The following is a 14,147-nucleotide window of genomic DNA, read 5'->3' as shown; positions in this document are numbered from 1 at the left end:
ATGACCCACCCTGTCCCCGGATCCACGGCCTGGCTGAACCAGGTGCGCGAGCAGCCGATCGACCCCGAGCGCCCCATCGTCGATCCGCACCACCACCTGTGGGTGTCGCGCGGCGAGTTCGGGCCCTATCTGCTGGGCCAGCTGTGGGCCGACACCGGCGCGGGCCACAACATCCAGAAGACCGTGTTCATCGAGTGCCGCGCGAATTACCGCGAGGAGGGACCGGAGCACCTGCGCAGCGTGGGCGAAGCCGAATTCGTCGCCGGCATCGCCAAGGCTGGGCGCGAAGGTGGGGGCGGTGCCGAGATCGCCGGCTTTGTCGGTCACACCGACCTGCGCCAGCCGGCTGCGGTGTTGCAAGAGGTGCTGGCCGCGCAAATCGACGCGGCGCAAGGCCTCTTTCGTGGCATCCGCCATGCCGGCGCGCGCGACCCGAACCCACAAGCGCTGTCGATCCCCGGCCGCGGTGCCGAAGGCCTGTACGCCGATGCCGACTTTCGTGCCGGCGTGGCGCTGCTGGGGCGTCTGGGATACAGCTACGACACCTGGCACTACCACCATCAGAATCCGGACTTTGCCGCGCTCGCGCGTGCAGTGCCCGGCACGACACTGGTGCTGGATCATTTCGGGACGCCGCTGGGCGTGGGCGGTTATGCCGGCCAGCGCGACACGATCTTCAGCCGCTGGCAGCAGGACATCGCCGACATCGCGCGCTGCCCCAACGTGGTCGCCAAGCTCGGCGGGCTGGCGATGCCCGACAACGGCTTCGGCTGGGACCGGCGCGCGCTGCCCGCCCACTCCGACGAACTGGTCGAGGCCCAGGGCCGCTACTACCGCCACACCATCGAGTGCTTCGGCCCGGAACGCTGCATGTTCGAGAGCAACTTCCCGGTGGATCGGCGCTCCCTGCCCTATGTCAGCTACTGGAATGCGATGAAGAAGATCGCGGCAGCGTACCCCACTGACGAACAGCACGCGATGTTCTATGGCACCGCGCAGCGCGTGTACCGGCTCTGAAAGGCGGCGGGCGCTGCAGGCCAGACAGGCACGCAGCGCCCGAGCCCGCGTGCTCAGCGCGTGAAGGTCTTGCCTTCAGCGGCCAACCGCTCCAGCAGTGGCGACAACGTGAAGCCGGGTCCCATGCGGTCGCCGTATGCCTTGAGCTTGGCTACCACGGTGTCCAGGCCCACGGTGTCAGCGTAGAACATCGGGCCGCCGCGGTAGACCGGCCAGCCATAGCCGTTGATCCACACCACATCGATGTCGCTGGCGCGCACGGCAATGCCTTCTTCCAGGATCTTGGCGCCCTCGTTGACCATGGCGTAGGTGCAGCGTTCGAGGATTTCGTCTTTGCTCACCGCGCGCGCGACCTTGCCTTGCTTGGCCATGAAATCGAGGATGAGCTTGCGCGTCACCTCGCTGGGTTGGGCGGTGCGCGTGCCGTCGACGACCTCGTAGTCGTAGTAGCCGGCGCCGGTCTTCTGGCCGCGCCGGTCCATCTCGCACAACACCTCGCGCACCGTCGCGCTCTTGCTTGTGTCCTTGCTCCAACCAATGTCCAGCCCCGCCAGGTCACTCATCGCAAACGGACCCATGGGCATTCCGAAGTCGTACAGAACCTGGTCGATGTCCCAGGGCATCGCACCTTCCATCACCATCATCTGGGCCTGCGCCCCGCGTGCGGCCAGGATGCGGTTGCCGATGAAGCCGGGGCACACGCCCGACACAGCGGCCACCTTGCCGACCTTCTTGCCGATATGCATCGCGGTGGCCAACGCTGTGTTGCTGGTCTTCGTGCCGCGCACGACCTCGAGCAGCTTCATGACGTTGGCTGGCGAGAAGAAGTGCATGCCCACCACGGCCTCGGGCCGCGACGTGGCGGCGGTCGCGATCTCGTTGACGTCCAGGGCCGAGGTGTTGGTGGCCAGCACGGCGCCGGGTTTGCAGATGCGATCGAGCGTGCCGAAGATCTCTTTCTTGACCGCCATGTTCTCGAACACGGCCTCGATCACGAGGTCGCAATCGGCCAGCGCTTCCATCTCCAGGCTGCCGGTCAGCAGGCCCATGCGCTGTTCGACCTGCTCGGTCGTGAAGCGGCCGCGTTTGGCCGAGTTCTCGTAGTTCTTGCGCACCAAGGCCAGCCCGCGGTCCAGCGCGGCCTGTTGGGTTTCCACCAGGATCACCGGGATGCCGACGTTGGCGAAGTTCATCGCAATGCCGCCACCCATGGTGCCGGCGCCGATGATGCCGACCTTGGCGACTTTCACGATCGGTGTGTCGTCGGGCACGTCCGGAATCTTGGCCGCCTTGCGCTCGGCAAAGAAGGCGTAGCGCTGTGCAATGGACGGCGTGCCGGCCACCAGTTCCATGAACAGCTTGCGCTCGGTGGCGAGGCCCTCGTCGAAGCTGCCGTTGACGGCCGCCTCGATGCACTGGATGTTGGCCTCCGGCGCCGGGAAGCCGCGGAATTTGCGGGCGTTGGCCTTGCGCACCTGGGCGAAGATCTCGGGGTGACCGCGCGCGGCGATGAGCTTGTCGTCGGTGTCGCGCACCTTGCGCAATGGCCGACCCTCTGCCAGCACCTTGCGCGCAAAGGCGATGGCGCCGGCACGCAATTCGCCTTCGGGCACCAGTTCATCGACCAGGCCCATCGCCAGGCATTGCGTGGCAGGAACATGGCTGCCGTTCAGGATCATGTCCAGCGCCTTCTCGACACCGACGATGCGTGGCAGGCGCTGCGTGCCGCCAGCCCCAGGCAACAGGCCCAAAAGTATCTCGGGCAGACCGCATTTGGCGCCGGGCACGGCCACGCGGTAGTGGCAGCAGAGCGCGACCTCCAGGCCACCGCCCAGTGCGGTGCCATGGATGGCGGCGATCACCGGCTTGCCGGCGCCCTCGATCTGATCCTGCGCATCGCGCAGCGACGGCGTCTGGGGCGGCTTGCCGAACTCGGTGATGTCGGCGCCCGCCACGAAGGTGCGGCCCTCGCAGATCAGGACCACCGCCTTGATCGCCGGGTTGGCATTGGCCTCGCGCATGCCTTCGACGATGGCTTCGCGCATCACTTGCGACAGCGCGTTGACGGGCGGGTAGCTGACCGCCAGGATGCCGATCTCACCGTCGATGGTGAGCGTTCGGGCGGGGAGGGTGGGTGTGACCATGTGGGGTAGTGCTCCGGGGAGGTTGAAAAAGAAGATCGGTCAGGCCGGTGGCGGCGTCAGGATGCCGACAAACAGTGGTTCGACGAACAGCGGCATCGCATCGTCCTGGCGAATGCCGGGCACCCACCAGCGCAGCGACGACGCGGCGTTGACCACGCAGGCCACCTGCTGCGCCGCCAGCCCGGCGTTCAGCGGGCGTATCGCGCCTTCGACCATGCCGTCGACGATGAACAGGCCGAAGCGCTCGGTGAGCTGGTTGCCGCGCAGCACGGTGTCCTGGCGCATGCCCTCGGCCAGCGCGGCGCGCGCGGACGAACGCAGCAGCGGCCCCTCGTCCGAAAGTTGGAAGCGCACCAGCGCCCGGGCACTGGCCACCAGCCGCTCCCAGCCTGAGGGGGTCTGTGCCATCGCCTGCAGTTGGGTCTGCCGGATGACGTCGAAACTGCGCTCGAAGCACTGGCCCACCAGGTCGTCCTTGCTGGCGTGGTGGTGATAGAACGAGCCTTTGGTGAGGTTGAGTCGGGCCGAAATGCTGTCCACCGACGCGCCACGGAAGCCCTGCTCGTTGACCAGTTCTGTGGCCGCGCGCAGGAAGGCTTCGCGCACATCCGAAACCTCGTTCGGGGCCGGGGTCGAGCGTGATGCCGACAAGGCCGGTCCGGGCAGCTCATGCCAGCGTTCGGGCGTGGCGGCCAGGCCGTTCAGCAACAGATCGGCCAGGCTGCTTGCGACCAGCGGATAGTCGTCGGGCTCGTAGCGGTCGATCCATGCGCGCATGCCATTGGCCAGCACCAGCAGCAGGTAGGTGCGCGCATTGCGCTGAGTGCGGCTCCAGCCCAATGACGCTGGAAAGCATTGGCGCAGGCTGCGGAACAGGCCGGCATAGGCTTCGAACACCCGGTCCACTTGAGGCGCGGCCAGCGCGCGGATCTCGTTGAACGACACCAGCTCGCCGCGGCGGCCCGTCGCCATGTCGGCCAACAGCGTCGCATGGCCGGCCAGAAAGGCCCGGATCTTCTGCTCGGGCAAGGGTTCGGCCAGGGCGGCCACCGCGATGTCGCGCACCGCAGCGATGGCCTGCAGCATGCAGTCGGCCACCAGGTCTTCCTTGCGACGGTAGTAGTAGTTGACGCTGGCCTTCTGCAGGCCCACGCGGGCGGCCACGCCGGCCAGCGTGACGCCCTTCATGCCATGCTGGTTGAACTCCTGCGCGGCAGCCACCAGGATGGCGTCGCGCTTGACCTGAAAGCGGTCGGTGGTCTTGGCGGCCGCGACGGGCGAGGCCGGTGCACGGCGTGCGCGTGGTCCGCTGGTGGAGTCGATTACAGCACCTCGAACAGGCCCGCACCGCCCATGCCACCGCCGATGCACATCGACACCACCACGTGCTTGGCGCCGCGGCGCTTGCCTTCCATCAGCACATGGCCGGTCAGGCGCGCGCCGGTCATGCCGAAGGGATGGCCGATGGCGATGGAGCCGCCATTGACGTTGTAGATGTCGGGGTTGATGCCCAGCTTGTCGCGGCTGTACAGGCACTGGCTGGCAAAGGCCTCGTTCAGTTCCCACAGGTCGATGTCGGCGATCTTCAGGCCATGGCGCTCCAACAGGCGCGGGATGGCGTACACCGGGCCAATGCCCATTTCGTCGGGCTCACAGCCGGCCACGGCCCAGCCTTTGAAGGCGCCCAGCGGTTGCAGGCCGCGACGCTCGGCTTCCTTGGCTTCCATCATCACCACGGCGGCGGCACCGTCGGCCAGTTGGCTGGCGTTGCCAGCCGTCACGAACTTGCCGGCGCCCTTGACCGGCTGCAAGCCGGCCAGGCCTTCCAGTGTGGTTTCGGGGCGGTTGCACTCGTCGCGATCGACCACGGCATCGACGAAGGACTCGGCCTTGGTGACCTTGTCCACGACCTTCATGCGCGTCTTGACCGAGATGATTTCGTCCTTGAACTTGCCGCCGGCCTGGGCCGCGGCCATCAGCTTTTGCGAGCGCAGCGAGTACTCGTCCTGGTATTCCCGCGACAGCTTGTAGCGCTCGGCCACGATGTCGGCCGTGTCGATCATGGGCATCCAGATCGCGGGATGCTGCTCGGCCAGGCTGGCGTCCACGCCGCCACCGCCACCGCCCTGGAAGCTGACCGAATCGACACCGCCACCGACCATGACGCTGGCGCCGCCTTCGACGATGTGGTGCGCGGCGATCGCGATTGCGTTCAGGCCCGACGAACAGGCGCGGTTCAGTGTCATGCCCGAGGTGGTGACCGGCAAACCGGCCAGCAGCGCGGCCGAGCGGGCCACGTTGCCCGAAGCGGCCACGCAGCCGGCGATCACGTCCTCGATCTCGGCCGGATCGGCGCCAGAGCGCTGCACGGCATGTTGGATGGCGTGGCCCAGCATCGTCATGCTGGGGGTGTTGTTAAAGCCGCCGCGACCGGCTTTTGCCAACCCGGTGCGGGCATAGGAAACGATGACTGCTTGGCGCATGAGGATGTCCGAAGTGAAGTTGATTGGCGAGATACTGAATCGATCACGACCGTACTGAAATTCTGAAAACTGGATTAATCCTAGTGCAAATGCTCCCTGCGCCGCCGGGTGCAAACCCTGCTATTGGCTGTCTCGTACAAGACTGGAGTGTGGCGCAACATATTCCATACTGACAATCTGAAACCACCGGCGCAAGCGGGACGAAACAAAGTCTGCAGCGTCATTTCCGACCACCTGCCATCGCTTGGAGAACGCCACACCATGAGCAAGACACCTCAAAAATCCACCGCTTCCGCATTCGGGTTGAACCCGACCGACGAATTGAACGACCTGCGCATGTCCGACAAGGCGTTGCCGCTGTATGAGCACGTCAAGCGCTTCATTGCTGAAACCGTGGTGCCGATGGCCGCCAAATACGAGGCGCTGGGCAAGGGCCGCGTGGGCGAGGCCCGCTGGCAATACGCGGATGGCCAACTGGACCTGCTCAATGCGGCGAAGGATCAGGCCAAGAAGGAAGGGCTGTGGAATTTTTTCCTGCCCGACGCCGAGACCGGCGAAGGCCTGTCCAACCTGGACTACGCCTACATTGCCGCCGAACTGGGCAAGGTTTCGTTGGCCAGCGAATGCATGAACTGTTCTGCACCCGACACCGGCAACATGGAGGTGTTGGAGCGCGTGGGCACGCCCGAGCAGAAAGAGCGTTGGCTGAAGCCGCTGCTCAATGGTGAGATCCGCTCGGCCTATTCCATGACCGAGGTGCACCACGCCTCGTCGGACGCCAAGAACATCGCCACCACCGCGGTGCTGGAAGGCGACGAATGGGTGATCAATGGCGAGAAGCACTACATCTCGGGCGCCGGCAGCCCGCGTTGCAAGATCCTCATCACAATGGTGCGCACCAGCCCTGACGCGCCGTCGCACCAGCAGCAGTCGATGATCCTGGTGCCCAAGGACACGCCCGGCGTCACGATCGTCGGTGCCATGCATGTGTTTGGCGAAGACCATGCACCGCACGGCCACATGCACATCCTGTACGAAAACGTGCGCGTGCCCAAAGAGAACATGCTGCTTGGCGAAGGTCGCGGTTTCGAGATTTCGCAAGTGCGCCTCGGCCCGGGCCGCATCCACCATTGCATGCGCTCGATCGGCGCGGCCGAGAAGGCGCTGGACCTGATGGTGACGCGCGGCCTGTCGCGCAAAGCCTTCGGCAAGGAACTGGTCTGGCTGGGTGGCAACATCGAAATCATCTCGCGCGCCCGCATCGAGATCGAAAGCATGCGCCTGATGGTGTTGAAGGCGGCCAAGGCCATGGACGTGCTGGGCAACCGCGAAGCGCGCCAGTGGGTGCACATGGTCAAAGCCATGGTGCCCGAGCGTGTCTGCAAGATCATCGACCAGGCCATCCAGATGCACGGTGCACTGGGCGTTTCGCAGCACACGCCGCTGGCGTACATGTATGCCCAGCAACGCACGCTGCGCCTGGCCGACGGCCCCGATGAGGTGCACCACCTGGTGGTGGGCCGCAACGAGGTGCGCATGCATGAGGGCGGCGAGGAAGACGCCGCCATGGCCTCGGCGTTCCGTAACTGAACAGGAGTTCGAGATGACAGCTGAATCCTTTGACGGACTGTTTTCGATCCGCGGCAAGGTCGCGCTGGTCACCGGCGGCTCGCGTGGTATCGGCGAGATGATCGCTGCCGGCTTCCTGGCCCAGGGGGTCAAGGTGTACATCTCGTCGCGCAAGGCCGATGTCTGCGATGCCACGGCCCGGCGTCTGGCCGATACCTATGGCGGCCAGTGCATTTCGCTGCCGGCCGACTTGTCGCGTATGGAAGGCGTCGAGGCGCTGGCCAAGGCCGTGTCGGAACGCGAGCCTCAACTCGACATTCTGGTCAACAACGCCGGCGCCTCCTGGGGTGAACCGATCGACGATTTCCCGGAAGTGGGTTGGGACAAGGTCATGGACACCAACGTCAAGGCGGTGTTTTTCCTGACGCAGAAGCTGATGCCTCTGTTGCGCGCTGCCGCAGCGGGGCCATCGCCGGCGCGCGTGGTCAACATCGGCTCGATCGACGGCCTCAAGGCGTCACGCTTCGATGCGTGGTCGTATGGTGCTTCCAAGGCTGCTGTGCACCACCTGACCCGTTTCATGGCCTCGCGGTTGACCAAGGAGCGCATCCTGTTCAACGCCATCGCGCCCGGACCGTATCCCACCTGGATGCTGTCCACCGGCGTGGGCTTTGGCGGCAAGACCGATGACGTGGACTGGGCCAGCATCGGTGAGCGCAACCCGAGCGGCCGCGTCGGTACGCCGCAAGACATCGCCGGACTGGCCACTTTCCTGTGCTCACGCGCGGGCGAGTACGTCGTTGGTCAGGTCATCGCCAGCGATGGCGGGACGGTGGCTGCAGCCTGAGACACACTGCGTGATGCGGGAGGGCGAATCGCCTTCCCACACGACCAAACGGCCGCTTGATCAACAAGCGGCCGTTTTCGCATGGCTACCCCGTTTCTACAACCCCGAGCAGCTCAAGAATGAAGCGGTGCAGGAAGCCTCAGCATCGTGTGCGCGTGAGGGTAAGAAATATCGGCTGGTTGACATCACACAGCGCCCGCCGCGCCCGTTGGGTGGATGGCCTGAGGCCGAAGTGCTGTTCAAGTGCGAGTGATTTAACAGCGCGACTCCAAGCAAGCCCGGCGCGCAGGATTTTCAAAGGGGAGAGCCAGGGGGTCTCAGGTCTTGACGCACTTGTCGTTTCAAAGGCGCGCTAGGGGAGGGTCCGAAAAGCACAAGTTGCCTACAGATTGCCTACAACCTTCAAAGAGAAAGGCCCCGTGCTATCGAATTAATAGCTGCGGGGCCTTGCTACATATGGTGCCGGAGAGATGAATCGAACACCCGACCTTCTCATTACGAATGAGCTGCTCTACCGACTGAGCTACACCGGCTAAGCCCGCAATTATAGCCAATCCTCAGACAGGGTCGTGGTAGCGGGTGACCCGTTCGACTTCGTTCTTCGATCCGAGCATCACCGAAACGCGTTCGTGCAGCTTGCCGGGCTGCAGATCGAGGATGCGCTCGCGGCCGTTGGTCGCCATGCCACCTGCCTGCTCGACCAGCCAGCTCATCGGGTTCGCCTCGTACATGAGACGCAGCTTGCCGGCCTTTTCGGGCTCGCGCTTGTCCCATGGGTACATGAAAATGCCGCCGCGCATCAGGATGCGATGCACGTCGGTCACCATGCTGGCGATCCAGCGCATATTGAAGTCCTTGTCGCGCGGGCCTTCGGTGCCGGCAAGGCATTCGTCGATGTAGCGCTTCACCGGCGCATCCCAGTGGCGCATGTTGCTCATGTTGATCGAGAATTCTTTGGTGTCCGCCGGGATGCGCAGGTTTTCCTGCGTCAGCACGAAAGAACCCTGTTCGCGATCAAGCGTGAACATCGCAACGCCGTCGCCCACGGTGAGCACCAGTGTGGTCTGCGGTCCGTAGATGCAGTAGCCGGCCGCGACCTGCTTGCTGCCGGCCTGCAGGAAGTCAGATTCCTGCACACCCGGGTGGCCTTCAGGCTTCAGCAGCACGCTGAAGATGGTGCCGATGCTGACGTTCACATCGATGTTGCTGGAGCCGTCGAGCGGGTCGAACAGCAGCAGGTATTCGCCCTGCGGATAGCGGTTCGGGACCACGTAGATGCTGTCCATCTCTTCGCTCGCCATGGCGGCGAGGTGGCCGCCCCATTCGTTGGCTTCGATGAGTACTTCGTTGGCGATGATGTCGAGCTTCTTCTGCACTTCGCCCTGTACGTTCTCGCTGCCGGCGCTGCCGAGCACGCCGCCCAGGTCGCCCTTGTTGACCGCCATGCTGATGCTTTTGCACGCGCGGGCCACCACTTCGAGCAGCAGCCGCAACTGCGAGGGAATCTTGCCGTCGACGCGTTGTTGTTCGACGAGGTAGCGGGTCAGTGAAATGTTTTGTGCCATGGGTGTGTTTTCCGTTCAGGCCGCCAGTGCGCGGGTGACGACTTCATGCGTGTCCTTGCTGAGATCCGGGCGTGAGGCGACGCGGGCGATGGCTTCCTGCGCCGCGCTGCGGTAGGGCTCGGCCAGCTTGCTCCAGCGGTCGAGCGCGCGCGCGAGGCGGGCTGCGACCTGCGGGTTGATCGCGTCGAGTTCGATCACGCGGTCGCTCCACCACACGTAGCCGGACGCGTCCGGGCGGTGGAACGCGCCGGGGTTGGCGCTGCAGTAGCTGAAGATCACGCTGCGCGCGCGATTCGGGTTCTTGATGGAGAAGTCCGGGTGCTTCATCAGCTGCTTGACCAGGGGCAGGATGTCGCCACCGCGGTCGGCTGCGCCGGCCTGCAGCGAGAACCACTTGTCGATGACCAGCGCCTCGTTCTTGAAGAGCGCGTGGAAGCGCGCCAGCGCCGGCGCCGCGAGCGCATGGCCCGACGACACCAGCGCGTGGAGGGCGTTGAAGCGGTCGGTCATGTTGCCCGCGTCCTTGAAGCGCTGCAGCGTCTTGCCGGGCCACACGGTGTCGCCGGAGATGCGCGCGGCCAGGCAGAGGTTGACGAGCGCCATGCCGGCCAGGGCGCGGCGACCCGACGACAACGGGTCGGGGCTGTAGGCGCCGGTGTCCTGATTCGCCTCGTAGGCCTGTTCCCAATCGGCGACGAGTGCCGTGGCGAGCTGCGCGCGCATGGCTTCGCGCACGGTGTGCACGCGCTGCGGATCGACCACGTCGAGCTGTTCGGAGATGTAGGTTTCGGAGGGCAGCGTGAGCACCAGTTCCTTGAAGGCGGCATCGAGCGCCGGATCGCGCAGCACGCTGCGCATCGCTTCCAGGTAGGCATCGTTCAACACCGAAGCGTCGGCAGCACCCGAGGTGGCTGCGATCGCGTGGACCGCCGAGCGCAGCGCCAGGCGCTGGCCGGCTTCCCAGCGGTTGAACGGGTCGATGTCGTTGGCCAGCAGCGTCAGCAGCTGTGCGTCGCTGTAGTCGAAGTCGAGGATCACCGGCGCGCTGAAGCCACGCAGGATCGACGGCACCGGCTCGGCGTCGAGGTTGACGAAAACGATCTGCTCGCTGGCCTCGGTGAGCACCACGGTGCGGGTGCCGCTCGTCGCTTCGCTCTCGCCTTCGCGTTGCAGCGGCAGCGCGCGGCCGTCGGCTGCCAGCAAGCCGAGGTTGACCGGCAAGACGAAGGGTTCCTTGGTGGCCTGGCCCGGCGTGGGCGGGCAGCTCTGGGTGAAGCTCAGCGTGTAGCTGCGCGCCGCCGCGTCGTAGTGGCCCTGCGCGGCAAGGCGCGGCGTGCCGGCCTGGCTGTACCAGCGCTTGAACTGAGGGAGCAGCCGCGCCAAGTCGGAGTCGGGGTTGGCATCGGCGATCGCCTGCGCGAAGTCGTCGCAAGTGACTGCCTGTCCGTCGAAGCGCTCGAAGTAGAGCGTGATGCCGCGCTCGAAGCCTTTGCGGCCGACCAGCGTCTGCATCATGCGGACGACCTCGGAGCCCTTTTCGTAGATGGTGACGGTGTAGAAGTTGCTGATCTCGATGTAGCTGTCGGGCCGCACCGGATGCGCCATCGGGCCGGCGTCTTCGGGGAACTGGGCGGTGCGCAGCACGCGCACGTCCTCGATGCGCTTGACAGCGCGGGCAGACGCATCGGCGCACAGGTCCTGGCTGAATTCCTGGTCGCGGAAGACCGTGAGGCCTTCCTTGAGCGACAGCTGGAACCAGTCGCGGCAGGTGACGCGGTCGCCGCTCCAGTTGTGAAAGTACTCGTGGCCGACCACGCTCTCGATGTTGCTGTAGTCGGCGTCGGTCGCGGTGGCCTGGTTGGCCAGAACGTACTTCGTGTTGAAGATGTTCAGGCCCTTGTTTTCCATCGCGCCCATGTTGAAGTCGCTGGTCGCGACGATCATGAAGCGGTCGAGGTCCAGCGGCAGGCCGAAGCGGGCTTCGTCCCACAGCACCGAATTGACGAGCGAGTTCATCGCGTGCTCGGTCTTGTCGAGGTCGCCGGCGCGCACGTAGACCTGCAGCAGATGCGCCTTGCCGTTGCGCGCCGTGATGCGCTGCTCGCGCGCCACCAGCTTGCCCGCGACCAGCGCGAACAGGTAGGCCGGCTTCTTGAACGGATCCACCCACTTCGCAAAGTGGCGGCCATCGGGCAACTCACCCTGTTCGAGCAGGTTGCCGTTCGACAACAGCACCGGATACGCAGCCTTGCTGGCGCGCAGCGTGACGGTGTACATCGCCATCACGTCGGGCCGGTCGAGGAAGTAGGTGATGCGGCGAAAGCCCTCGGCTTCGCACTGCGTGAAGAAGGTGTCTTCGCTCACGAACAGGCCCATCAGCTTGGTGTTCTTCACCGGGCAGCAGGTCGTGAAGATCTCGAGGTCGAACGCGTCGGGCAGGGCGTCGATCACGAGCTGATCGGCTTCCATGCGAAAGGTGGCGCCCTGGCCGTCGACCAGCACGCGCGCGAGGTTCAGCTCGTCGCCGTCCAGGCGCAGCGGCTGCGTCGGTACGTCGGGGTTGCGGCGCAGGCGCATGCGGTTGAGCACCCGCGTCTTGGCGGGGTCGAGGTCGAACGTCAGGTCGACGGTGTCGATCCAGTACGCCGGCGCGGCATAGTCGTCGCGGCGGATGGCAATGGGTTGCCCTTGGGCGTCACGTTGCAACAGCATCGAGTGTCTCCAGAAAATTTGAATGGGCGAGTTCGTCGTAGTCGCGCACGGCGGCGATCACGTGCGGGCCGCCGAGTTCGGCGGCGGTGTGCGTGCTGCACACGGCGACGGCGCGCATGCCGCCACGGCGTGCGGCTTCGATGCCGAAAGGCGCGTCTTCGAACACGATGCAGCGCTCCGGTGCGACACCGATGCGGCGGGCCGCTTCGAGAAAGATGGCCGGCGTCGGCTTGCCGGTCAAGCCTTCGTCGCCCCCACGATCGCGAGCGGCAACGGGTCCATCTTCAGCCGCGACATCGCGAACTCGATGTTGTGCTTGTCGCCGGCGGTGCCTACGGCGATCTTGAGTCCGCGCGCTACGGCCGCTTTCGCGAACGCGTTGAAGCCCGCGACCTCGCGGAACTCGGCCGAAAAGAGTTCGCGATAGATCAGCTCTTTCTCGTGCGTGATCAACGCGCTCTCCTCTTCCGTCACATCGCGCTGCATCAGTTCCCGAGCGCATTCGATGGCGGTGCGTCCGGTGGTGCGGCGCATGAGGTCGGGCACGTCGAGCGCCATGTCGCGGCGGCGCGCGAACTCGACCCATGCCTTGGCGTGCCACGGCATGGAGTCGATCATGGTGCCGTCCATGTCGAAGATCAGCGCGTCGGTCCGCGCCATCACACGCCCTGCTTCAACGACGCTTCGATGAACACATCCAGGTCGCCGTCGAGCACCTTCTGCGTGGCCGAGACTTCGACGTTGGTGCGCAGGTCCTTGATGCGGCTGTTGTCCAGAACATAGCTGCGGATCTGATGGCCCCAGCCCACGTCGGTCTTGGTGTCTTCCAGCTTCTGCTGCGCCTCCTGTTGCTTGCGCAACTCGAAGTCGTAGAGCCGCGAGCGCAGGCGCTTCCAGGCCACGTCGCGGTTGCTGTGCTGGCTGCGGCCGTCCTGGCACTGCACCACGATGCCGGTCGGAATGTGCGTGAGCCGCACCGCCGAGTCGGTCTTGTTGATGTGCTGGCCGCCCGCGCCGCTGGCGCGGAAGGTGTCGACCCGCACGTCCGACGGGTTGATGTCGATCTCGATCGAATCGTCCACCTCGGGGTACACGAAGATGCTGGCGAAGCTGGTGTGGCGCCCGCCCGACGAGTCGAACGGCGACTTGCGCACCAGCCGGTGCACGCCGGTTTCGGTGCGCAGCAGGCCGAAGGCGTAGTCGCCCTCGACCTTGATGGTCGCGCCCTTGATGCCGGCGGTGTCGCCCGGCGTTTCGTCTTCGATCTGCGTCTTGAAGCCCTTGCGCTCGGCGTACTTCAGGTACTGGCGCAGCAGCATGCTGGCCCAGTCGCACGCCTCGGTGCCGCCGGCGCCGGCCTGGATGTCGACGAAGCAATTGAGCGGATCGGCCGGGTTGCTGAACATCCGGCGGAATTCGAGCTGCTTGATGTCGGATTCGAGCTTGGCCGCGTCGTCAGCGATGGCCTGCAGGCCGTCCATGTCGCCATCGGCCTTCGACATCTCGAAGAGCTCGGTGTTGTCCGACAGGCCGCTGGTGAGCTTGTCGAGCGTGACCACGACGTCGTCGAGCGATTTCTTTTCACGGCCCAGTTCCTGGGCCTTCTTCGGGTCGTTCCAGACCGTCGGATCTTCGAGCGATGCGTTGACCGTCCTCAGACGTTCGGCTTTGGCATCGTAGTCAAAGATACCTCCGTAAATCGACCGTGCGGACGCTCAGGTCTGCAAGGTTGGCGTCGATCTGGTTGATTTGTTCTGCGTCCATGGGGATGTCCTGCGAATGTTCGGGCTCACCGGGAAGTCCGGCGGGC

The 14,147-nt window shown here is 65.2% G+C and carries 9 protein-coding genes, 1 tRNA gene and 1 pseudogene; 3 read left to right on the top strand and 8 right to left on the bottom strand.

From position 1 onward, the window contains the following. Positions 1 to 1,017 (top strand): amidohydrolase family protein, encoded by a 1,017-nt coding sequence (locus AX767_RS04050; protein ID WP_068628845.1) that lies wholly within the window; start codon positions 1 to 3, stop codon positions 1,015 to 1,017. 53 nt (positions 1,018 to 1,070) lie between these two features. On the opposite strand, the gene AX767_RS04045 is transcribed toward AX767_RS04050, so the two are convergent. From AX767_RS04045 to AX767_RS04035, 3 genes are all read right to left on the bottom strand, one after another. Next, positions 1,071 to 3,161, bottom strand: coding sequence for a 3-hydroxyacyl-CoA dehydrogenase NAD-binding domain-containing protein (locus tag AX767_RS04045; RefSeq protein WP_068628843.1), 2,091 nt, complete (start codon positions 3,159 to 3,161; stop codon positions 1,071 to 1,073). A gap of 39 nt (positions 3,162 to 3,200) precedes the next feature. Next, positions 3,201 to 4,382 (bottom strand): TetR/AcrR family transcriptional regulator, encoded by a 1,182-nt coding sequence (locus AX767_RS04040; protein ID WP_068628841.1) that lies wholly within the window; start codon positions 4,380 to 4,382, stop codon positions 3,201 to 3,203. 101 nt (positions 4,383 to 4,483) lie between these two features. Continuing rightward, complete coding sequence (locus AX767_RS04035) at positions 4,484 to 5,644, bottom strand: acetyl-CoA C-acyltransferase (protein ID WP_068628839.1); 1,161 nt, start codon at positions 5,642 to 5,644, stop codon at positions 4,484 to 4,486. 336 nt (positions 5,645 to 5,980) lie between these two features. Between AX767_RS04035 and AX767_RS04030 the strand changes: the two genes are divergently transcribed. Further along, positions 5,981 to 7,234, top strand: a complete 1,254-nt coding sequence (locus AX767_RS04030; protein WP_210392622.1) for an acyl-CoA dehydrogenase family protein — start codon at positions 5,981 to 5,983, stop codon at positions 7,232 to 7,234. A 13-nt stretch (positions 7,235 to 7,247) separates the two neighbouring features. Then, a complete protein-coding gene (locus tag AX767_RS04025; protein WP_068628835.1) occupies positions 7,248 to 8,060 on the top strand; it encodes an SDR family oxidoreductase in 813 nt (270 codons plus the stop codon). A gap of 457 nt (positions 8,061 to 8,517) precedes the next feature. On the opposite strand, the gene AX767_RS04020 is transcribed toward AX767_RS04025, so the two are convergent. The 5 genes and pseudogenes from AX767_RS04020 to prfB all read right to left on the bottom strand — a co-directional run bounded on the left by AX767_RS04020 (position 8,518) and on the right by prfB (position 14,101). Next, positions 8,518 to 8,593 (bottom strand) — tRNA-Thr (locus AX767_RS04020). 24 nt (positions 8,594 to 8,617) lie between these two features. Beyond that, positions 8,618 to 9,625 (bottom strand): class 1 fructose-bisphosphatase, encoded by a 1,008-nt coding sequence (locus tag AX767_RS04015; RefSeq protein ID WP_068628833.1) that lies wholly within the window; start codon positions 9,623 to 9,625, stop codon positions 8,618 to 8,620. A gap of 15 nt (positions 9,626 to 9,640) precedes the next feature. Then, positions 9,641 to 12,337 (bottom strand): aminopeptidase N, encoded by a 2,697-nt coding sequence (gene pepN / locus AX767_RS04010; RefSeq protein WP_068628831.1) that lies wholly within the window; start codon positions 12,335 to 12,337, stop codon positions 9,641 to 9,643. Beyond that, positions 12,321 to 12,997, bottom strand: a pseudogene (locus AX767_RS04005) (HAD family hydrolase). Before AX767_RS04005 ends, pepN begins: the two are co-directional and overlap by 17 nt. Next, positions 12,997 to 14,101 (bottom strand): peptide chain release factor 2 gene (prfB, locus tag AX767_RS04000; protein ID WP_156480952.1). Its coding sequence is split into 2 segments (ribosomal slippage): positions 12,997 to 14,019 and positions 14,021 to 14,101, totalling 1,104 coding nucleotides; the frame shifts between segments, so codons are not numbered across the junction. Before prfB ends, AX767_RS04005 begins: the two are co-directional and overlap by 1 nt. Positions 14,102 to 14,147: the final 46 nt, after the last annotated feature.

Source organism: Variovorax sp. PAMC 28711, from assembly GCF_001577265.1.
Classification (GTDB): Bacteria; Pseudomonadota; Gammaproteobacteria; order Burkholderiales; family Burkholderiaceae_C; genus Variovorax.
This window is presented reverse-complemented; position numbering and strand designations above follow the sequence as displayed.